Origin of the sequence: Pantoea stewartii subsp. stewartii (genome assembly GCF_008801695.1) — a bacterium.
Classification (GTDB): Bacteria; Pseudomonadota; Gammaproteobacteria; order Enterobacterales; family Enterobacteriaceae; genus Pantoea; species Pantoea stewartii.
The window spans coordinates 1-19,317 of the sequence record NZ_VZPF01000027.1 but is presented as its reverse complement, the minus strand read 5'-3'; the positions used below and the strand labels follow the sequence as shown (position 1 = coordinate 19,317).

The following is a 19,317-nucleotide window of genomic DNA, read 5'->3' as shown; positions in this document are numbered from 1 at the left end:
CTATTCGCTGCCTTTTTTATTGCGTGATGGTACCTGTAAGTTGACCAGAGAACGGTGTTCGGCGACAGGCTCTGTCTGTTACCTGACGAGGCCGTTTCTGATTGACGGGCGCAGGCTACGCCGCCCTGTCAGGTGGCGCGATCGTCAGGATGCGGGGGGCGTCCGGGCATTGTTCAGCGCCAGGGAAACCGCCAGCGTCTGAGCCAGACAGAGTGAAGCCACCTGAGAGCGGAAACCGTCAACCTGGGCTTCCCGCACCACAAAGCAAACGTCGCTGAACGCGGCCAGAGGGCTCACCTGGCTGTCCGTAATCGCAATCAGGCGGGCACCGCGCCTGGCGCCCAGCTCAACCACTTCTACCGCTTCGCGGGCGTAAGGCGAACAACTGATAGCAATCACCACGTCTTTCGGATTCACCAGCGTCAGCTGTTCAGTGAACATGCCGCCTAACCCGTCAATCAGAAAGGCGCGGCGCTCCAGATGGCGCAGGGCATAAACCAGATAGGAGGCGACACTGAACGAGCGACGCAGGCCGATAACATAGACGTTCTCGGCATCATTGAGTAACTGCACCGTTTTGTTCAACTGCTCCGGGCTCACCTGCATCGCCAGTTGCTGCAACGCCTGGCTGTTTACCATGGTGAAGACATTCAGAATTTCCGCCGGGCTTTCAGGCGCGTTCGCTGCGTCGTCTGCGGCGGTCTGGCGGAACAGGCGTGCCCGTTCGGTGTAGTTAACCGTCTCTTCCATCAGATGCTGACGAAAAATTTGTTTCATTTCGTTGAAGCCGCTAAAACCAAAGGCGTTGGCAAAGCGAATCAGGGTCGAAGGCGGCACATCGGCCTGCTGAGCAATAGACGCGACGGTATCAAAGGCGATGCTGTTACTGTTATCAAGAATATAACGAGCCACCTGCTTCAGACGCTTACTCAGCGTTTCATAACGGCGACGAATCTCGTCCTGCAGCAGTGAAAGTTGGGAAGGGTTATTGCTCATTACGTCGGCTCATGTGCGGAAAGCGTGGCTGGATAAGAATCGCTATGATACCAGATGGATGGAAAATTTCATTTGTTTGTTTTTCAGGCATAATTTATTTCATTGGTTTATGAAATAACTCACAGATTCGCCCTCAAACGGTGCGATCGGGCTGAAAAAAGGCTGCCCTGGGGCAGCCTTATGCATATCGTCCTGCGTCAGGGTGAATTTACAGCCCGGTGTGCTCGCGAATATATTTTCGTGCCTTCACCGCATACTCAAATGGATTCGCCAGCGCGGGATCCTGCTCTGCCTCCACCACCATCCAGCCTTGATAGCCGTAATCATCAAGGATTTTAAACACGGGTTTAAAGTCGATCACGCCATCGCCCGGCACGGTAAAGGTGCCTTTTTTTACGCCGTCCAGGAAAGACAGATGCTGATCTCTGACTTCAGCGACGATGTCATCCCGCACATCTTTGAGGTGCACGTGGAAAATACGTGGCAAGTGGTTTTCCAGTACCGCCAGCATGGCCTGCTGTGAGCCTTCGGAATAGTAGATATGGCCGGTGTCGTAAAGTAAGCCGACAGTATCGTTCGTCATGGCCATAAAACGGTCAATTTCTGCTGGCGTCTGGATAGCGGTGCCCATGTGATGGTGCAGGCAGACGCGCATGCCTTTACGGGCGGCGATCGCAGCCAGTTCATTGTAGCCTTCCGCCGTGCGCTGCCATTCATCGTCGTTAAACACGGGCTTATCGTCCAGCACCGCCAGCGTCGTGCCTTGTATGCTCTTGCTTTGTTCAGAGCACCCAATCACCCGGGCGCCCATCTCGAAGAGGAAATTCATGTGCTCGGTGAATCCCTCAATCGTTTTCGCTTTGTCGCCCTGTGCAAAGAAGGTGCTGAACCAGGCGTTACAGATCTCGATACCGCGAATCTCCAGCATCGGTTTCAGAACCGCAGGATCGCGTGGGTATTTACTGCCGACTTCACTGCCGGTGAACCCGGCCAGCGCCATTTCACTAACCGTTTGCTGGAAGGTGTTTTCGCTGCCCAGTTCGGGCATATCATCATTCGTCCAGCCAATGGGCGCGATCGCCAGCTTAACCTTTTGATTGTTCATCAGTTACCTGCCTGAAGGCGAGAGGAGTCAGTTATAAAATGCCGGACGGGCGGGCATTTCAATGGGTTCGATCGCGCCGCTCTTCTGCGCTTTGATACAGGCGTCAGCAGCGACCGAGGCGGCAAAACCATCCCATGCGGAAGGACCGGTTAACTGGCCCGCTTTTACGTCGTTGATAAAGGCCTGTAGCTCAACGTCGTACGCCTCAATAAAGCGATCTTTCCAGTCGACCAGAATGGTATTGGACAGTTTGGCGTCTTTACGTAACTGTACCGATGACGGCTCGGGCAGCCTGGCGATACCTTCCTCGCCCACGACTTCGCACTGAATATCGTAGCCGTAGGTACAGTTCACAAAGATCTCCACATCAATGCGAATCCCTTTTTGCGTTTCAAACAGAACGATTTGCGGGTCTTTCAGGTGTGGACGGGCTTTAGAACTGATGCGCGGGAACACCACCTGCACGGTTTTATAGTCGTCGCGGGTCAGCCAGCGCAGGACATCCAGCTCGTGGATCAGCGTATTGGTAATCGCCATTTCGGTGTTGTAGTTTTCCGGCACCGTCGGGTTGCGGTGCGCGCAATGCAGCATCAGCGGCTCACCGATATCGCCATCGGTAATCACCTTTTTCAATGCCCGATAACCGGCATCGTAGGGGCGCATAAAGCCGACCTGTACGAGACGTTTGCCGTGTTTGATCTCGGCGTCCACGATACGACGACAGCCTTCAGCGCTCATCGCCAGCGGCTTCTCACAGAAGACCGGTTTGCCCGCTTCAATGGCGGCCAGCGTGAACGCTTCATGGGTCGGGTCCCAGGAGGTGACGAGCACGGCATCCACGTTGGGTGACTGAATGACTGCGAAGCCATCCTCGCATACGTCTGCATCACTGTTCAGACGTTGCAGCGCGGCTTTGGCGCCTTCCGCATTGATATCGGATACCGCAACCACTTTTGCCCCTTCTAAGACATTGTTGCAGCGGCGAATGTGCTCCTGACCAATCGCACCTGTTCCAATCACACCAAGTTTCAATGTCATAATTACACCTGTAGGGTTAAATCGGAGAGTAGAAACATGGGCCGTCAGACGGCCCGGAAATCAGTATTTACGGGCCTGAGCCAGATGCGTATTCAGCGTGTTCGCCACCTGTTGCGCGCGCGTCGAGTGGGCGGTTTGTGCCACACCAACGTGCCACCAGCTGAAGTAGTTGTGAATCATGGTCTTGGGCAGCACTTTGATATCAATCAGCGTGGAAACGCGCTGCGTTTTTGCGTCTTCCAGCGCGGCGGTAAGCTGCTCCAGCGTACTGACGCGATAGGTTTTGCAGCCATAACCGGCAGCAATGGCGGCAAAATCCACCGGAACCAGTCCGCCGTCGAGCTTGCCACCATCCGGATTACGGAAACGGAACTCGGTAACAAAGCTGTCCATGCCGTGCCCCATTTGCAGGTTGTTAATGCAGCCATTGCTCATGTTATCCAGCAGGACCACATTGATTTTCGCCCCTTCCTGAAGGGAGGTCACCAGCTCGGAATGCAGCATCATGAACGAGCCATCGCCTACCAGGGCATAAACCTCTCGCTCAGGCTGCGCCAGTTTGACGCCCAGTGCCGCATTCACTTCGTACCCCATGCAAGAGTAACCATATTCAAGGTGATAGCCGTTATAACCCCGCGTACGCCAGGCGCGTTGCAGGTCGCCGGGCAGGCTGCCCGCAGCGCCCACGATCACGGCATCGGCAGGCAGGTGCTGATTCAGCGTGCCCACTACGCTGCTTTGTGTCAGCAAAGACTGCGTAAGGCGGTTAAATTCGGCATAGACGGCTTTTCGGTCAAGGTGATCGGTAATCTCAGGCTCAAAGGCGGTATCGTTGGGCGTGATGTGATAAACGCGCTGTGTCTCGTCTTCCAGCTGCTGCCGGGCCAGGGCAATCTGATCGCCCCAGTCGTTGGCATAGTGCTGTGAAACCAGTCCATGGCTGAGCGCCAGCAGTGCTTCACGTGCGTCGGCCAGCAACTGCACGCCATCGAGCTTATAACTGTCAAAGTTGCTGACGTTGACATTCAGAAAGCTCACATCAGGATGCCGGAAGATCCATTTCGACGAGGTGGTGAAATCGGTGTAGCGCGTTCCAATGCCTATCACCAGATCGGCCTCTTTTGCCAGCAGGTTGGCCGCCAGACAGCCGGTTTCACCCACGCCGCCGACGTTGAGAGGATGATCAGATAATAAGGTACCTTTTCCCGCCTGGGTTTCAGCAAACGGAATCTGATAGCGTTCGGCAAATGCACGCAGTGCCTCGCCTGCGCCGGAATATTTCACGCCCCCGCCGCAGATAATTAATGGCTTACGTTTACGGATGATGAGCTTCAGCGCATCTTCGAGCTGGGCAACGGTGGGTTGACGCCGATCCAGACGATGAACGCGTTTCTGGAAGAAATAATCCGGATAATCCCAGGCTTCACCCTGAACATCCTGCGGTAAAGAGAGCGTGACGGCACCCGTTTCAGCCGGATCGGTCAGGACGCGCATGGCGTTAATACAGGCGCTCATCAGTTGCTCCGGACGGCTGACGCGGTCCCAGTATTTACTGACGGCACGAAAGGCGTCGTTGGTGCTGATACTCAGATCCCAGGGCTGCTCAATCTGCTGCAGGACCGGATCGGGCTGGCGGGTGGCAAAGACGTCGCCCGGCAGGAGCAGAAGAGGAATTCGGTTTGCGGTGGCAGTGGCGGCGGCCGTCAGCATATTGGCGGCGCCAGGCCCTACGGACGACGTACAGGCGATAATCTGGCGGCGCAAAGACTGTTTGGCAAAGCCCGTTGCGGCGTGGGCCATCCCTTGTTCATTACGCCCCTGATAGACCACCAGATCGCCGCTGTCGTGCTCCAGCGCTTGTCCCAGTCCCAACACATTGCCATGACCGAAAATGGCAAAAATGCCTTTTACAAACTTTGTCTCTGTGCCGTCTACATCAATGTATTGATTATCGAGAAACTTAACTAATGCCTGTGCGGTAGTCAGTTTGATGGTGGCCATAAACCTTCCTCAACGTGCTGGCAGTAGCAGAGTCCGGCACCGCGCTAAAAAGGCGTGACGTAACGGAAAAGGCTACCTGAAGAACTGAAATGTCAGAGAATTATAAATAAATGCATTTTTCATAAAATACGATTACAGAAGAAATATTTCATTTTGCGAGGGGGATCAAATTTACCCTTGCTGACAGGACAGCGGGAAGCTATGCCATAAGCGTAACTGGAATGTTTAGTGAGAGTTACAAAGTTTTCGAGATTTTATTTCATCACGCAGAAAGATGCTGCAAAACGGGCAGGAGCGTCATGGCCCTGTCGCACCGGGTCCGCGAGGTCCCGTCCGGCAACGCCTGACTGACGTGTCGGGCATAACAGATTTTTAACTGCTTCACATAATCGCAGTGTAAGTTTCATTTTGAATTGAGTTTGGAATATTTGTTCCTCATACTGCGTTTATCGTTAACCAGACACCTTCAGACCCCACGCACAACCTGTCCGCAGTGTCTGCTCATCACAGAAGGAAACCAGAAGCATGCAGAGAGAACAGAAGCGTCTTGATGTGATTTGTATCGGACGCATTGCCGTCGACTTCTATGGTCAGCAAATTGGCGCGCGGCTGGAAGACACCACGTCTTTCGCGAAATATCTGGGCGGGTCATCAGGCAATGTCGCATACGGTACGGCGATTCAGGGGCTGAAATCCGCCATGCTGGCTCGTGTAGGCGATGAACATAATGGCCGTTTTCTGCGGGAAAGTTTGCAGCGGGTCGGCTGCAATACAGAAGCACTTATCACGGACAAAAAGCGGCTGACCGCTCTGGTCATCCTGGGCATTAAAGATGAAGACACTTTTCCGCTGATTTTTTACCGCGACAACTGCGCCGATATGGCCCTGGTGCCAGACGACATTAATGAAGACTTTATCGCTTCTTCTCGCTCGGTTGCGGTAACCGGCACGCATTTGTCGCACCCGCAGACGCGAGCGGCCGTGCTGAAAGCGCTGGAGTATGCCCGTAAGCATGGTCTGCGTACCGCGCTGGACATCGACTATCGCCCGGTATTGTGGGGCCTGACTTCACTGGGGGACGGGGAAACCCGGTTTATTGCCTCCTCTGAAGTCACCGCGCAACTGCAGCAGGTTATGCATTATTTCGATCTCATTGTCGGCACGGAAGAAGAGTTTCATATCGCAGGCGGCAGCACCGATACGCTGACCGCGCTGAAAAACGTGCGCACGGTGAGCAACGCAACGCTGGTCTGTAAGCGAGGAGCAATGGGATGCGTGGTATTTGAAGGCGCGATTCCAGACAACTGGGCAGCGGTGAAACTGCACAGCGGCGTGCGTGTCGAGGTCCTGAATGTGCTGGGTGCAGGGGACGCGTTTATGTCCGGTCTGCTGCGCGGTTGGTTAAATGATGAAGGATGGGAACAGGCCTGCCGCTACGCAAACGCCTGTGGCGCGTTGGTGGTTTCGCGACACGGGTGCGCCCCTGCGATGCCCACCCGACAGGAGCTGGATGACTTTTTAAGCCGCGAACAGGACGTGAAACGCCCCGATCTGGATAGCCGTCTGACCCATCTGCACCGCGTCACGTCGCGTCAACACGCCTGGCCGGAACTGAATATTTTCGCTTTTGATCACCGCAAACAGCTGGTAGAGATGGCTACGGAGGCTGGCGCGGACGTTTCGCGCATTCCGCAGTTGAAACTTTTGCTATTGCAGGCTGCGGAGCAGGCCGTGCAGCAAGCCGGCATTGAAAGTAAAAGCGGCATTCTGGCGGACACGACCTTCGGTCAGAAAACGCTGAATGCGATTACGGGTAAGAACCGATGGATTGGCCGACCCATTGAACTACCGGGGTCGCGTCCGTTACGCCTGGAACATGGCAGCATTGGTTCCCAGTTGATCGGCTGGCCAGCGGAGCATGTGGTAAAATGCCTGGTGTTTTATCATCCTCACGACAGTGCCGAACTGCGCGAGGAGCAGGACGCGCTGTTGCTGGAAGTGTGGAAAAGCTGTAACCAGAGCGGTCATGAGTTACTGCTGGAAGTGATCCTGCCTGACAGCCAGCCAGACCACAATGAAGCGCATTTTCTGAAGATGCTGAACCACTTTTATGCGCTTGGCATCAAGCCTGACTGGTGGAAGCTCCCACCCCTGTCTCCGGCAAGCTGGCGTGACATAGGTGCCTTGATCGAACAGCAGGATCCTTACTGTCGTGGCATTTTATTACTGGGACTTGATGCGCCAGAAGCCACGCTTAAAGCGGGGTTTGCCGCGGCGGCGCAGGCCCCGTGGGTAAAAGGGTTTGCGGTGGGGCGCACAATCTTTGCACAGCCCTCGCGCCAGTGGTTGCAGGGTGAAATACGTGACGACGCACTGGTGGCGGCGGTAAAAGAGAACTACCTGCGGCTGATTGATTACTGGCGTCAGGCGCGCGAACAGTGTGTCTAAAGCAGAAGGGATGAGTGATAACTGAGCCATGCGGCAGAATGATCATTGCATGGCTCAGTATTAACGCGCGGTGGGGTGGTGTGCCCTTGCCGTTATTTCAGGGTAATGCTTTTCACCACGGTTTCAGCATCGCTTTGGGCCTGCTGTTGATTGTCCCCGGGCAGCGTAATCTGCATCGTCATCAGCTTACCATCGACTTTGGCCAGAACAACCGAGGACCAGGAGGTCTGGTTGTTTGCTGAGATGACGGTATCCAGCTGCTGTGCCGGCTCACCGCCCAGCGTGACCGCTTTATTGGAGACAACCTGAAGCTGGGGATCGCGATTACGCTGCTGTTGTTCCATGCGTTGCGCTAACACATCCAGAGCCTCATTCGTCGGCTCGCCGGCAATGACGATAATCGCCCGCGCACCGCTTTCATCAGCATAAACGTGCATGTTGGTACTCTGAGAACCCAGTTTACCGCTCTTATCTGACAGGCCAGGTGGCAGGGTAAAACGTAATTTACCGTCCATCAGCGCCACGGTTTGTGCAGACTGACTGGCAGATGCGCCATTATCGTTTGCTGCTTCATCTTTCTTTTGATCGCAGGCGGCAAGGCCGAGTACCAGCAAACCAATTCCCGCATATTTCACTAAATTACGCATCAGAATCCCTTTTTAACATTCCACGAAGGCGTTTATACAACAGGAATCAGGTTGCAAACGCAACCTGAATATTGTCAGGAGATTTTAGCGGATTGTCAGGAAAGGCTGTATTGCCGGTTAGCCGAAATGTATCTGCGGCTGGGCCTGGCGTTCGGCCAGGCGTTTGAGCGCAGCGTTGAGTAAAACACCATAGGCAGGCAAAAAGAAAATCATACAAATCAGCACTTTGAAACTGTAATCGGCCAGAGCGATTTCTACCCAGTGCTGTGCCATAAACGGATCGGAGCTTTTGTAGAAGGCAATGAAAAAGAAGGCCAGCGTATCGCTGATGTTGCCTAAAAACATGGCACAGCCTGGCGCCACCCACCACTGCGGCAAGCGACGCAGGCGGTTGAAAACGTGCACATCCAGAATCTGGCCCAATGCGTAAGCCATAAAGCTGGCGCAGGCGATACGGGCGACAAACAGGTTTACCTGTTGCAGCGCCTGCCAGCCTTGCCATTCGCCCTGGTAAAACAGGCTGGAAATCGCGTAAGAGATAAACAGGGCCGGCACCATCACCGCCAGAATAATGCGGCGTGCAAGCGGCGCACCAAAGATGCGCACGGTCAGATCAGTGGCCAGGAAAATAAACGGAAAGCCAAAGGCGCCCCAGGTGGTATGAAAACCGAAAAGGGAAACAGGCAACTGCACCAGATAATTGCTGGAAGTGATCACCAGCAGATGAAACAGGGACAACCAGACGAGCGTATGAGCGCGCTGACGCGGGGTAAATGCGAGCATAGTAAGCCTTTTTAGTGGTGGGGTGAGGGAACCCAGTGCAGGCAACTGAACATTCAGTGCGCTGCAGTTTTATGAACAAAAAACGGCCGCATCTTACCCTGTTGTGCTATTAATGCAATGGCTAATTTTAACGCAATCGTTACCGCCTTGCGTCAAAGGGCGGACGCGCTAGAATAAGCGCCCGTTAACTGAAATCGAGACCGTCATGAGTGATGCATTTTCTTCCGCCGACCATCAACTGGATGCTCAGGGCCTGCGTTGTCCCGAGCCGGTCATGATGGTACGTAAAACGGTGCGCGGCATGCAGGACGGTGAAACGCTGCTGATTATCGCGGACGATCCGGCAACCACGCGGGATATCCCTGGTTTTTGCCGGTTTATGGAGCACCAGCTACTGGCCGAACAAACCGACACGCTGCCTTACCAGTTTTTGATTCAGAAAGGGATGGGAGAATAACGGCGGCAGTGAGCCGCCGTCAGGTTATGCATCCCGCGTGCGCAACAGCCGCAACGCGTTTGCCGTGACCAGTGCGGTGGCACCGGAATCAGCCAGCACCGCCAGCCACAATCCCGTTAACCCCGCCAGCGTCGTCACCAGGAACAGCGCCTTCAGCCCCAGCGCAATAGCAATATTCTGACGGATAATCGCCCGGGTGCGGCGCGCCAGAGCAATCATCGGGGCCAGGTTGCTGAGCTGATTGCGCGTCAGGGCGGCATCCGCCGTTTCCAGCGCGACATCCGTCCCACTGCCCATCGCAATACCCAGCGTGGCGGCCTTCATGGCTGGCGCATCGTTGATACCGTCGCCCACCATCGCCACCACCTGCTGCTCACTGAGCTGACGAACCGCCTCCACCTTACCGGCTGGCAACAGGCTGGCATGCCAGGCGATGCCTAAAGGTTGGGCGACGACAGCGGCCGCCCGCGGGTTATCACCTGTCAGCATGAGGCTGTTGATGCCAAGCGCTTTTAAGGCCTGCAAGGCGGCGGGGGTTTCGCTGCGCAGCTTGTCCCGTAAGGCCAGCGCCCCCAGCACCTCGCCATTACGCAGCACCATCACAAGGGTTTCGCCCTGGGCTTCCTGCTCATGCACCATTGCCTGGTGCGCCGGGCTCAGGCTGCTGACGTACGACGGTGCCAGCAACGTTATACGCTGGCCGTCCACTTCAGCCTGAATACCGCTTCCCGCCAGTGCCTGCTGTTGAGTGGCAGACGGAAGCGGCAGTGCCCTGGACTGTGCGGCTGCCACAATCGCCGTTGCCAGTGGATGGGTAGAACCTTGTTCCACCGCGGCACCTAATTGCAGAATCGCGTCTTCGTTAGCCTCGCCGAACGGCAAAATTCGCGTCAACTGCGGCCGGCCTTCTGTCAGCGTACCCGTTTTATCGAACGCGATCGTCTGCACTGTGCTCAGCCGTTCCAGGGCCGCGCCTCCTTTAATCAGCGCACCACGGCGGGCGGCGGCGGCCAGTCCGGACGTGATGGCGGCGGGCGTGGAGATCACCAGCGCACAGGGACAGCCGATCAACAGCAGCGTCAGGCCTTTATAAACCCAGGGCAGCCAGGCACCCGCGCCAAACAGGGGCGGCAGCACCATCACCAGCAGGGCCAGCAGCATGATGGCTGGCGTGTAAATCCGGCTAAAGTTATCGATAAAACGTTCTACCGGAGCACGATGACTTTCGGCTTCCTCAATCAACTGCAAAATGCGGTCAATGGCACTTTCGCCAGGCCTGGAAACCACCTCCAGTTCCACCAGACGATCAACGCTGGTCGCACCCGCCAGTATTTTTTCGCCACGCTGACGCAGCACCGGTACCGACTCGCCCGTCAGCGCGCTCTCATCGAAACTGGCGCTTTCCGCCAGTAAGCAGCCGTCGACCGGCAAACGGCCACCGGCGGCGATTACGATCCGGTCGCCAGGCTGCAACGCGGACAGGGGCACCTCACTACGGGTGCCATTTTGCAGGCGCACAGCGAACTCGGGACGCAGCGCCATCAGCTGGCTTACCCCACTGCGCGCGCGGGTTGCGGCATAGGCTTCCAGTTTTTCGCCCAACAGGAACAGCAGCAGAACCATGGCGGCTTCCGCATGCGCACCAATTAATAACGCACCTGCCGACGCCAGGGTCATCAGAGTTTCAATGGTAAAGGCAGAGCCGGTTCGCAGACGTTGCCACGACTTACGCGCGACCGGCACCAGCCCGACCAGCGTCGTCAGAATAAATAACCGGTCGCCCCAAACGGCACTCACCTGACTGAGCGCAGCGCTGGCTACCATGAGCGCAGCAAGCAGTAAAAGCGGGAAACGGGCACGCCAGGGCGATGGCGCAGGCGCAGAAACAGAGGTTGAGGAGAGATGAAAACCTGCTTTTACCACCGCGTCTTCTATTGCAGACTGAACCGGGGCGCGGGCATTAACGACAAGTTTTTCACTGGAAAAGACGACGCGGACCTGCAGGACGTCAGGGAGTTGGCGAACGGCGGTTTCGATTGCGCGGGCACAACTGGGGCAGTCCATACCGCTAACCTGCCAGCTGAACTGAAAAGCATCAGAGGATCGTCGTCGGTCACCTTCGTCACTGGCTTCGCCGGCAGACGCGGCAGAGCAGCTACATTCACCGCCGCAGCTGGCGCGCTCTGTCGTTTCAGGAGAGGCCGCAGTAATGGATAAGGTGCCCGGACGAACAGGGCGAATGGCACAAAGCGGTTTTGCGGCTCGATGAGTATTGCGTGGCTTACCGCAGCCACAAGTATGATGTTGATGCATATAACCTCCGGAAGACGTGGGCGACGTGCCCACGGCTTATCTTACACCCAGAGGTTTAACCCAACGCCAGCATTATTGTGTCTTTTTTCAGTAGATCCACAGGGAGCGGACGATCATAAAGTGACCGGCAAAGTAGCAGGCCGCGACAATCGCGCTGTCGGCGCTGAAACGGCGGCGAAAATGACTGATAAACCACACGATATTAGCCAGCAGCAGCAGGGCAGAGCCAACCAGAATTGAGAAGCTGTAATCGCTGGGGCGGAAGACATATTGTTCAGTAGCCATCCAGTTCATGACCAGCGTCATGCCGATCAGCGTACAGACGGGCCAGCGCAGCGTTTCCAGCTTACTCCACAGCACACCAATCACAACCACCCCGATGATCAGAAACGTTAGTGGGATGGGCCAGTAAAATGTCATCGTCATATTGGCCGCAAAACACAGCGTGTACAGCAGATGCGACAGGAAAAACGCGCCCAGCGCATAAAGCATTTGTTGCCGCGGGAGCAGCGTCAGCGTGTCGCCGATGAGCGTGGCGACTAACCCAGCCACAATCAGGTAATCAGATGTATTGCGTGTGGGGGCCTGCCAGGCCAGACCGACTAACAGGAGCAACGTGACAGGTTTAAATAACCAGCGTTGCCATTGCGGGCCCCGGTAAGAGGCATCAACGTACAGCCAGCCGGAGAAAAGTACAGCGAGAAAGGACCAGAGCATTGCTTCTCCCTTTTTACCAAAATGGTGACAGTTCCTGAAACACTCCTGTCAGTCTAGGTTATGCCAGCGCGATGTGACAATCGGTCAACTCTGGTTGTATGATTTATCGCGCAATGCAAGACGATCTGAGACCGGATAAACGCTGAGGAAAGATGAAACCACCGCTACTTTTTATTATCGTCGTGGCCATTATTGCCGTACTCGCGACACGCCAGTTCATCAAACAGCGGCGCGAGGCAGCCGTCAACGATGCCTCGCCGGTACGCACCGTCGCGGTTGAGGTCAAAACCAAACGTGAGTTTTCGGTATCCAGTCGCCGCTCACGTGAGCGCGAAGTGATCGCCGGAGACGAAATGCGCTATGAGGCCTGGTTTCATCCGCTCAATGGCGAAAGCGATATTAAGATGCGCGTTAATGAAAGCGACTACCATCTGATGGACAAGGGCACGAAAGGCGAGCTGACACTTCAGGGCACGCGTTTTATCCGCTTCACGCCTGCCGAAAACTGACGGCGAGCGTGATGCCCGCCGTTATCCTTTATTTACGTGGGAAATTTTTTTTCTGCCACGCAACCAGTTCGAACACGCCAAACAAAAAGACTTTGATCTGGGTAGCGCGATCGAGCGGTGGTGCATCTTTGCCCTGCGTCGTGCGCAGCAGGACTAACTGCAGGCCGTGCATCAGGATCATAAATATCAAGGCCACATTGATGAACCAGGTCAGGGGCTTCGGATACGGATGAATCAGGTTAAACAGTAAAAAACCCCATACGCACAGCATCAGCAGGCGTCCTAAATTAAGTAACATCATGCGTCTCCTGTTGGCGCTGATATAAACGATAGGCCACCTGGCCCGCAATTTTTTCGCGATGTAAATCCCAGTGAACCGGCACCGGCGGTGGGCCGTTTTCAACTTCGCTTTCAACGTAGACGAGTGCATCCGCTGTCAGCCAGTTATTTTTTTTCAGCAGTTGCAGGGTTTGCTCCAGCAAACCCTGCCGAAACGGAGGATCGACAAACACGATACCAAAGGGATGGCCGTCCTGCGCCAGCCAGCTCAGGGTGTTGGTTTGTACAACGTTGCCGTTTGAGGCCTGCAATGTCTGAAGGTTTTTGCTCAGCTGTTGCGCCACCGGGCGCTCCAGCTCAAGCAGCGTTGCCGACGCGGCATAGCGTGAGAGCGCTTCCAGCCCCAGTGCGCCACTTCCGGCAAAGCAATCCAGGCAGTCAGCCTGCTGCAGGTGGGGTGCCAGCCAGTTAAACAGGGTTTCTCGCACCCTGTCGGTGGTGGGACGAAGACCCGCGCTGTCTGGCACCGGTAATTTGCGGCCGCGCCACTGTCCGCCAATAATGCGGATTTGGCCCGCACCACCTGTTTTACGGGGAGGTTTTATCATCTTGCTCACAAATCGTCATAATTTGTTGCGTAGTTTAACGGGCGAAACGATGAGAAGAAACGTTAAAAAAGGGTGCTGTGGTGTGCCGCCAGGAAAGTGTTAGACTACGACGCTGCTGATGTTATGCATAATTCTGCGGTTTAACGCCACTTTGGCGTTTATCACCAATACTGTTTTTAACCCTGGGAACATTGTGCTACCGGGATGAAGCCATCGAGGAGTGTGGTTACACAATGGCAAAAGAGAAGAAACGAGGCTTTTTTTCCTGGCTGGGATTTGGCAAAGAAGAAGAGAAACAACCCTTAACGGATGCGCAGACGGCACAACCGGAAGCCCAGCAGCCAGAACAGGAAGCCCCGGCACGCAGTCAGGCGGAAACCGCTGAACAGGAACGCGGTGCCGCACCTGAAAACCGTGTTGAACAGCAACAGGAAAGTGATGCAGCTACGTCTGAAGACGTACCGGTTACCGCCCGTGTAGCCTGGCCTGAAACGGCGGTTGATCCGCATACCGGTATGATCACGCCCGTTGAGCCTGCCGATGACGTCAACGATGAGGAACTGACTGCACTGCCGTCAGCGGAGGTTGAGCTTGCCTCATCCGCGCCTGAACAGGCACCTGTGGCGGACGATGCGCCGCTGAGCGACGATGAGCTGGCCGCGCTGGCGCTGGCGGATGCCGACGTGACAGATATCGCGCCGCACGACGCTGCCATCGCTGAAACTGAACAGGCGGACGATGCGCCGCTGAGCGACGATGAGCTGGCCGCGCTGGCGCTGGCGGATGCCGACGTGACAGATATCGCGCCGCACGACGCTGCCATCGCTGAAACTGAACAGGCGGACGATGCGCCGTTGAGTGACGAAGAACTGGCTGCACTGGCGCTGGGAGACGCGGATGTTGTTAACGTTGAAACTGTCGGGCACGATGCCGGGGCGACAGCGCCAGACGACACGGTCAGCGATCTTCCGTTAGCCGCCGCACCGCTGGTAGCGCACGAGCAGGAACAGGAGCGCCCCACCAAAGAGGGATTCTTTGCCCGCCTGAAGCGCAGCCTGGTGAAGACACGCCAGAACCTGGGCTCGGGTTTTATCAGCCTGTTCCGTGGCAAGAAAATCGACGATGACCTGTTCGAAGAACTGGAAGAACAACTGCTGATTGCCGACGTGGGCGTGGAAACGACGCGGCGCATTATTACCAGCCTGACGCAGCATGCTGACCGTAAGCAACTGCGCGATGCGGAAGCGCTTTATGGCCTGCTGAAAAGCGAAATGGCGGCGATCCTGGCGAAAGTCGATGAACCGCTGAATGTCGAAGGTAAAACCCCGTTTGTCATCTTAATGGTCGGCGTGAACGGCGTGGGTAAAACCACCACCATCGGCAAGCTGGCACGTCAGTATCAGGCAGAAGGTAAATCTGTGATGCTGGCGGCGGGCGATACGTTCCGTGCGGCAGCTGTTGAACAGCTTCAGGTCTGGGGCCAGCGCAACAACATTCCCGTTGTCGCGCAGCATACCGGCGCGGATTCTGCCTCGGTGATTTTCGATGCCATCCAGGCGGCCAAATCACGTGGCGTTGACGTGTTGATCGCGGATACCGCAGGGCGCTTGCAAAATAAATCGCACCTGATGGAAGAGCTGAAGAAAATTACCCGTGTGATGAAGAAGCTGGATGAGCAGGCGCCACATGAAGTCATGCTGACCCTGGATGCCAGTACCGGGCAAAATGCCATCAGCCAGGCCAAACTGTTCCATGAAGCGGTAGGGCTGAGCGGCATTACACTGACTAAACTGGATGGGACAGCCAAAGGTGGCGTGATTTTCTCGGTCGCCGATCAGTTTGGCATCCCTATCCGTTATATCGGTGTCGGAGAAGGCATCGACGATTTACGGCCCTTCAAGGCCGAGGATTTTATTGAGGCACTGTTTGCCCGAGAGGACTAATTAGGATGATTCGCTTTGAAGAGGTCAGTAAGGCATATCTCGGCGGACGTCAGGCGCTGCAGGGCGTAGATTTTAATCTGCGTCCTGGCGAAATGGCGTTTTTGACCGGCCACTCCGGGGCAGGTAAGAGTACGTTGCTGAAGCTGATTTGTGGCATTGAGCGCCCCAGCGCCGGGCAAATCTGGTTTAGCGGACACGATATTTCGCGCCTACGTAACAGCGAAGTGCCGTTCCTGCGTCGTCAGATCGGGATGATCTTTCAGGATCACCATCTGCTGATGGATCGTAGCGTTTATGACAATGTGGCCATCCCGTTGATCATCTCCGGTGCCAGCGGCGAGGATATCCGTCGTCGTGTTTCGGCGGCGCTCGATAAAGTGGGCCTGCTCGACAAAGCGAAAAGTTTTCCTATTCAGCTCTCCGGCGGTGAACAGCAACGTGTCGGTATTGCCCGTGCCGTCGTGAATAAGCCCGCCGTTCTGCTGGCTGACGAACCAACGGGTAACCTGGATGAGGCGCTGTCAGAAGACATCCTGCGCCTGTTTGAAGAGTTTAACCGCGTAGGTGTGACCGTTTTGATGGCGACGCATGATGTTGCCCTTATTGGTCGCCGCAATTATCGGGTAATGACGCTGAATAAAGGACGCCTGCACGGAGGCCACGATGGTCAATAAACGCAACAAACGCGCGGCAGCCCCGAAGGCGAAGCAACCGTCAAAGAGTAAAGCGTTACGCGGTGGCTGGCAGGAACAGTGGCGCTACGCGCTACGCGGTACGCTGTCAGATATGTGGCGTCAGCCGCTGGCGACGTTGCTGACAGTGATGGTGATTGCGATTTCCCTGACGCTGCCCAGCGTCTGCTATATGGTGTGGAAAAACGTCAGCCAGGCGGCTTCGCAGTGGTATCCCGCGCCGCAACTGACGGTGTATCTCTCAAAAACGCTGGATGATACGGCTGCTGAGAATGTGACCGCGCAACTGAAACAGGTTGAGGGCGTGGATCACGTTAACTATCTGACGCGTGAAGAAGCCCTGAATGAATTCCGCAACTGGTCAGGCTTCGGCGGCGCGATGGACATGCTGGAACAGAATCCGCTGCCTGCTGTCGTTATCATTACGCCAAAGCTCAACTTCCAGAATTCGGACACCATGCAAACGTTACGCGACAGAGTGGCGAAAGTGCAGGGCGTCGATGAGGTACGGATGGATGACAGCTGGTTTGCCCGTCTGGCGGCGCTGACCGGCCTGGTCGGTCAAATTGCGTCGATGATCGGTATCCTGATGATCGTGGCGGTCTTCCTCGTGATTGGTAACAGCGTCAGGCTGAGTATTTTTGCCCGCCGCGATACGATCAACGTTCAGAAGCTGATCGGGGCAACGGATGGATTTATCCTGCGGCCGTTCCTGTATGGTGGCGCGTTACTCGGGTTCAGTGGCGCGGTACTTTCCCTGATCCTGTCTGAAGTGCTGGTGCTGCGCCTGCAGTCTGTTGTGGCTCAGGTGTCGTCGGTATTTGGCACCACCTTCTCTCTGGAAGGGTTTTCCTGGGATGAGGCGTTACTGCTGTTGCTCATCGCCGCCATTATCGGCTGGATTGCCGCCTGGCTGGCAACCGTACAACATTTACGTCGATTTACGCCCCAGTAAAGCGCTGCAACATTTTTTTGTTATAATCATCCTCTGCTGCCGACAGTGGGCGCAGAGGGTGTTGCCCTGCTGTCATCTGTGTGTAAAATATTCACTGCTATAATTGAACTTGTGGATAACTTTGTTTTCTAAGTAGCACAGATTGCTTTTGGTTTTCCTGCGACGTTGACATAATGTGACGTGCGCTTATGGAAAGATGCGGCAATTCCACTGATTTTGTGAGGATTTGAATGACCAAAGAAATGCAAACTTTAGCTATTGCTCCTCTGGGCAACCTGGAATCTTACGTTCGGGCTGCCAACACCTGGCCGATGCTGTCGGCAGAAGAGGAAAAAGCGTTGGCTGAACGGCTGCATTACCAGGGCGATCTGGATGCGGCAAAGACGCTGATCCTGTCTCACCTACGCTTTGTTGTTCATATCGCTCGTAACTATTCTGGCTATGGCCTGCCTCAGGCTGACCTGATCCAGGAAGGTAACATTGGCTTGATGAAAGCCGTTCGTCGCTTCAATCCTGAAGTGGGTGTTCGTCTGGTGTCCTTTGCCGTTCACTGGATCAAAGCAGAAATTCACGAATATGTGCTGCGTAACTGGCGCATCGTGAAAGTGGCGACCACTAAGGCACAGCGCAAGCTGTTCTTTAACCTGCGTAAAACCAAGCAGCGTCTGGGCTGGTTTAACCAGGATGAAGTCGAGATGGTGGCGCGTGAGCTGGGCGTGAGCAGCAAAGATGTGCGAGAAATGGAATCGCGCATGGCGGCTCAGGATATGACCTTCGATATGTCCGCTGACGATGAAAGCGGCGAAGGAAAATCCATGGCGCCGGTGCTGTATCTCCAGGATAAAACCTCTGACTTTGCGGACGGCATCGAAGAGGATAACTGGGAATCGCATGCAGCCGATAAGCTGACTTATGCAATGGAAGGGCTGGACGAGCGCAGCCAGCATATTATCCGTGCCCGCTGGCTGGACGAAGACAACAAAACCACCCTGCAGGAACTGGCCGATCAATACGGTGTTTCTGCTGAGCGCGTCCGACAGCTTGAGAAGAACGCGATGAAAAAACTCCGAATGGCTATCGAAGCCTGACGAGACAGGGCGACCTCAGGTCGCCCTTTTTATTGCCCGCGATTTATTTTACCCAGCCATCAACCTGCGCACGAAATCCACAGGCCTGCATAAACGCCGCCCGAACGCGTTGATCTTCGCTACCGTCATCAGCAATCCACCAGTCCTCCAGCGATGGGTTCTGCTTCATCGTGTCTTCCAGCAAATATAGCCCGACACCGCGACGTCGCGTGACATCTCTGACGGTCAGATGATGCACTTTACCGTGGATACCGGCTATCTCTAACTGTAACGCCGCCAGCAAACGGTCGTTGAAGCGTGCGACATAAAGGCGGTGATTTTCATTTAACGCGTTTTCCAGCGTGGCCAAATCCCTCTCAGGCCAGATTTTCCCCAGATCGATCCGATCCTGCTGCGTTAGAGAGGTCAACCGCAAAATAGTAAGCTTCATAACAAACACCTGTCCGTGTAAAAGCCGAAAGTGTAGTCAATTCCCGTAATCAGAACCCCGGCACATTTTACGCAATAAAACAGGTCAAAACAGCGACAGAGTGCCAGGATAATAGTTATAAACAGGTAGTCAGCATTTAAATAACTGATCCTAATACCGCTACACTTTAGCCAGCCCATGTTTTCCCCCGGGGAATGGGCTGACGGTATTCATAAAGTGATGGACCTTTTTCAACAGTTGCCACATTGAACTGCACTGGTGATTTCGGGTTATTGTCTCATGAAGCGCCTGCCACAACCGTTCGACAT

General features: G+C 55.2%; 18 protein-coding genes and 1 pseudogene. 7 read left to right on the top strand and 12 right to left on the bottom strand.

Annotated elements, in window-relative coordinates:
- Window positions 1-144 precede the first annotated feature (144 nt).
- From F7Q90_RS09740 to iolD, 4 genes are all read right to left on the bottom strand, one after another.
- Window positions 145-996 (bottom strand): MurR/RpiR family transcriptional regulator, encoded by an 852-nt coding sequence (locus F7Q90_RS09740; RefSeq protein ID WP_006121069.1) that lies wholly within the window; start codon window positions 994-996, stop codon window positions 145-147.
- Between the two features lie 208 nt (window positions 997-1,204).
- Complete coding sequence (gene iolE / locus F7Q90_RS09735; protein ID WP_006121068.1) at window positions 1,205-2,101, bottom strand: myo-inosose-2 dehydratase; 897 nt, start codon at window positions 2,099-2,101, stop codon at window positions 1,205-1,207.
- A 27-nt stretch (window positions 2,102-2,128) separates the two neighbouring features.
- Complete coding sequence (locus F7Q90_RS09730; RefSeq protein WP_006121067.1) at window positions 2,129-3,139, bottom strand: Gfo/Idh/MocA family protein; 1,011 nt, start codon at window positions 3,137-3,139, stop codon at window positions 2,129-2,131.
- A gap of 60 nt (window positions 3,140-3,199) precedes the next feature.
- On the bottom strand, window positions 3,200-5,140 hold the full coding sequence (gene iolD / locus F7Q90_RS09725; protein ID WP_006121066.1) for a 3D-(3,5/4)-trihydroxycyclohexane-1,2-dione acylhydrolase (decyclizing): 1,941 nt from the start codon (window positions 5,138-5,140) through the stop codon (window positions 3,200-3,202).
- A gap of 525 nt (window positions 5,141-5,665) precedes the next feature.
- Here iolD and F7Q90_RS09720 point away from each other — a divergent pair.
- Entirely contained in the window at window positions 5,666-7,588 is a 1,923-nt protein-coding gene (locus F7Q90_RS09720; RefSeq protein WP_006121065.1) for a bifunctional 5-dehydro-2-deoxygluconokinase/5-dehydro-2-deoxyphosphogluconate aldolase, read from the top strand.
- Window positions 7,589-7,680: 92 nt separating this feature from the next.
- Here the strand turns inward: F7Q90_RS09720 and F7Q90_RS09715 are convergent, their stop codons facing one another.
- Together F7Q90_RS09715 and F7Q90_RS09710 are read right to left on the bottom strand one after the other, a co-directional pair.
- The gene (locus F7Q90_RS09715) at window positions 7,681-8,235 is read right to left on the bottom strand and encodes a DcrB family lipoprotein (RefSeq protein WP_006121064.1); all 555 of its coding nucleotides are present in this window, start codon (window positions 8,233-8,235) and stop codon (window positions 7,681-7,683) included.
- A 117-nt stretch (window positions 8,236-8,352) separates the two neighbouring features.
- Entirely contained in the window at window positions 8,353-9,018 is a 666-nt protein-coding gene (locus tag F7Q90_RS09710; RefSeq protein WP_006121063.1) for a 7-cyano-7-deazaguanine/7-aminomethyl-7-deazaguanine transporter, read from the bottom strand.
- Window positions 9,019-9,223: 205 nt separating this feature from the next.
- On the opposite strand from F7Q90_RS09710, the gene tusA reads away from it, so the two are divergent.
- The gene (gene tusA, locus F7Q90_RS09705; RefSeq protein ID WP_006121061.1) at window positions 9,224-9,475 is read left to right on the top strand and encodes a sulfurtransferase TusA; all 252 of its coding nucleotides are present in this window, start codon (window positions 9,224-9,226) and stop codon (window positions 9,473-9,475) included.
- Window positions 9,476-9,499: 24 nt separating this feature from the next.
- Here the strand turns inward: tusA and F7Q90_RS09700 are convergent, their stop codons facing one another.
- On the bottom strand, window positions 9,500-11,788 hold the full coding sequence (locus tag F7Q90_RS09700) for a zinc/cadmium/mercury/lead-transporting ATPase (protein WP_006121060.1): 2,289 nt from the start codon (window positions 11,786-11,788) through the stop codon (window positions 9,500-9,502).
- A gap of 87 nt (window positions 11,789-11,875) precedes the next feature.
- On the bottom strand, window positions 11,876-12,505 hold the full coding sequence (locus F7Q90_RS09695; protein ID WP_006121059.1) for a lysoplasmalogenase: 630 nt from the start codon (window positions 12,503-12,505) through the stop codon (window positions 11,876-11,878).
- 152 nt (window positions 12,506-12,657) lie between these two features.
- On the opposite strand from F7Q90_RS09695, the gene F7Q90_RS09690 reads away from it, so the two are divergent.
- Window positions 12,658-13,014, top strand: coding sequence for a DUF2500 domain-containing protein (locus F7Q90_RS09690; protein ID WP_006121058.1), 357 nt, complete (start codon window positions 12,658-12,660; stop codon window positions 13,012-13,014).
- 28 nt (window positions 13,015-13,042) lie between these two features.
- Here the strand turns inward: F7Q90_RS09690 and F7Q90_RS09685 are convergent, their stop codons facing one another.
- Complete coding sequence (locus F7Q90_RS09685) at window positions 13,043-13,312, bottom strand: DUF1145 family protein (RefSeq protein WP_006121057.1); 270 nt, start codon at window positions 13,310-13,312, stop codon at window positions 13,043-13,045.
- The gene (gene rsmD / locus F7Q90_RS09680) at window positions 13,302-13,901 is read right to left on the bottom strand and encodes a 16S rRNA (guanine(966)-N(2))-methyltransferase (protein WP_006121056.1); all 600 of its coding nucleotides are present in this window, start codon (window positions 13,899-13,901) and stop codon (window positions 13,302-13,304) included. The genes F7Q90_RS09685 and rsmD overlap by 11 nt, the downstream gene beginning before the upstream one ends.
- A 233-nt stretch (window positions 13,902-14,134) precedes the next feature.
- Here rsmD and ftsY point away from each other — a divergent pair, with 233 nt between their 5' ends.
- The 4 genes from ftsY to rpoH all read left to right on the top strand — a co-directional run bounded on the left by ftsY (window position 14,135) and on the right by rpoH (window position 18,579).
- Window positions 14,135-15,844: a signal recognition particle-docking protein FtsY gene (ftsY, locus tag F7Q90_RS09675; RefSeq protein WP_006121055.1), complete on the top strand. Its 1,710-nt coding sequence runs from the start codon at window positions 14,135-14,137 to the stop codon at window positions 15,842-15,844.
- Between the two features lie 5 nt (window positions 15,845-15,849).
- On the top strand, window positions 15,850-16,518 hold the full coding sequence (ftsE, locus tag F7Q90_RS09670) for a cell division ATP-binding protein FtsE (RefSeq protein WP_006121054.1): 669 nt from the start codon (window positions 15,850-15,852) through the stop codon (window positions 16,516-16,518).
- Window positions 16,508-17,491, top strand: coding sequence for a permease-like cell division protein FtsX (gene ftsX / locus F7Q90_RS09665; protein ID WP_006121052.1), 984 nt, complete (start codon window positions 16,508-16,510; stop codon window positions 17,489-17,491). Before ftsE ends, ftsX begins: the two co-directional genes overlap by 11 nt.
- Window positions 17,492-17,721: 230 nt before the next feature.
- The gene (gene rpoH, locus F7Q90_RS09660) at window positions 17,722-18,579 is read left to right on the top strand and encodes an RNA polymerase sigma factor RpoH (protein WP_006121051.1); all 858 of its coding nucleotides are present in this window, start codon (window positions 17,722-17,724) and stop codon (window positions 18,577-18,579) included.
- Window positions 18,580-18,622: 43 nt separating this feature from the next.
- Here rpoH and panM read toward each other — a convergent pair whose 3' ends face one another.
- Window positions 18,623-19,009 (bottom strand): aspartate 1-decarboxylase autocleavage activator PanM, encoded by a 387-nt coding sequence (panM, locus tag F7Q90_RS09655; RefSeq protein ID WP_006121050.1) that lies wholly within the window; start codon window positions 19,007-19,009, stop codon window positions 18,623-18,625.
- 159 nt (window positions 19,010-19,168) lie between these two features.
- A pseudogene (locus F7Q90_RS09645) lies at window positions 19,169-19,317 on the bottom strand (IS630 family transposase); the annotation flags it as partial.

What these genes read in the sequence shown, in the direction of transcription:
- F7Q90_RS09690 (WP_006121058.1), top strand. Translation starts at nt 12,658, where the DNA reads ATGAAACCACCGCTACTTTTTATTATCGTCGTGGCCATTATTGCCGTA.
- F7Q90_RS09720 (WP_006121065.1), top strand. Translation starts at nt 5,666, where the DNA reads ATGCAGAGAGAACAGAAGCGTCTTGATGTGATTTGTATCGGACGCATT.
- F7Q90_RS09730 (WP_006121067.1), bottom strand. Translation starts at nt 3,139, where the DNA reads ATGACATTGAAACTTGGTGTGATTGGAACAGGTGCGATTGGTCAGGAG.
- F7Q90_RS09700 (WP_006121060.1), bottom strand. Translation starts at nt 11,788, where the DNA reads ATGCATCAACATCATACTTGTGGCTGCGGTAAGCCACGCAATACTCAT.
- F7Q90_RS09740 (WP_006121069.1), bottom strand. Translation starts at nt 996, where the DNA reads ATGAGCAATAACCCTTCCCAACTTTCACTGCTGCAGGACGAGATTCGT.
- F7Q90_RS09685 (WP_006121057.1), bottom strand. Translation starts at nt 13,312, where the DNA reads ATGTTACTTAATTTAGGACGCCTGCTGATGCTGTGCGTATGGGGTTTT.
- iolE (WP_006121068.1), bottom strand. Translation starts at nt 2,101, where the DNA reads ATGAACAATCAAAAGGTTAAGCTGGCGATCGCGCCCATTGGCTGGACG.
- F7Q90_RS09715 (WP_006121064.1), bottom strand. Translation starts at nt 8,235, where the DNA reads ATGCGTAATTTAGTGAAATATGCGGGAATTGGTTTGCTGGTACTCGGC.
- panM (WP_006121050.1), bottom strand. Translation starts at nt 19,009, where the DNA reads ATGAAGCTTACTATTTTGCGGTTGACCTCTCTAACGCAGCAGGATCGG.
- rpoH (WP_006121051.1), top strand. Translation starts at nt 17,722, where the DNA reads ATGACCAAAGAAATGCAAACTTTAGCTATTGCTCCTCTGGGCAACCTG.
- F7Q90_RS09695 (WP_006121059.1), bottom strand. Translation starts at nt 12,505, where the DNA reads ATGCTCTGGTCCTTTCTCGCTGTACTTTTCTCCGGCTGGCTGTACGTT.
- ftsY (WP_006121055.1), top strand. Translation starts at nt 14,135, where the DNA reads ATGGCAAAAGAGAAGAAACGAGGCTTTTTTTCCTGGCTGGGATTTGGC.
- tusA (WP_006121061.1), top strand. Translation starts at nt 9,224, where the DNA reads ATGAGTGATGCATTTTCTTCCGCCGACCATCAACTGGATGCTCAGGGC.
- ftsE (WP_006121054.1), top strand. Translation starts at nt 15,850, where the DNA reads ATGATTCGCTTTGAAGAGGTCAGTAAGGCATATCTCGGCGGACGTCAG.
- rsmD (WP_006121056.1), bottom strand. Translation starts at nt 13,901, where the DNA reads ATGATAAAACCTCCCCGTAAAACAGGTGGTGCGGGCCAAATCCGCATT.
- ftsX (WP_006121052.1), top strand. Translation starts at nt 16,508, where the DNA reads ATGGTCAATAAACGCAACAAACGCGCGGCAGCCCCGAAGGCGAAGCAA.
- F7Q90_RS09710 (WP_006121063.1), bottom strand. Translation starts at nt 9,018, where the DNA reads ATGCTCGCATTTACCCCGCGTCAGCGCGCTCATACGCTCGTCTGGTTG.
- iolD (WP_006121066.1), bottom strand. Translation starts at nt 5,140, where the DNA reads ATGGCCACCATCAAACTGACTACCGCACAGGCATTAGTTAAGTTTCTC.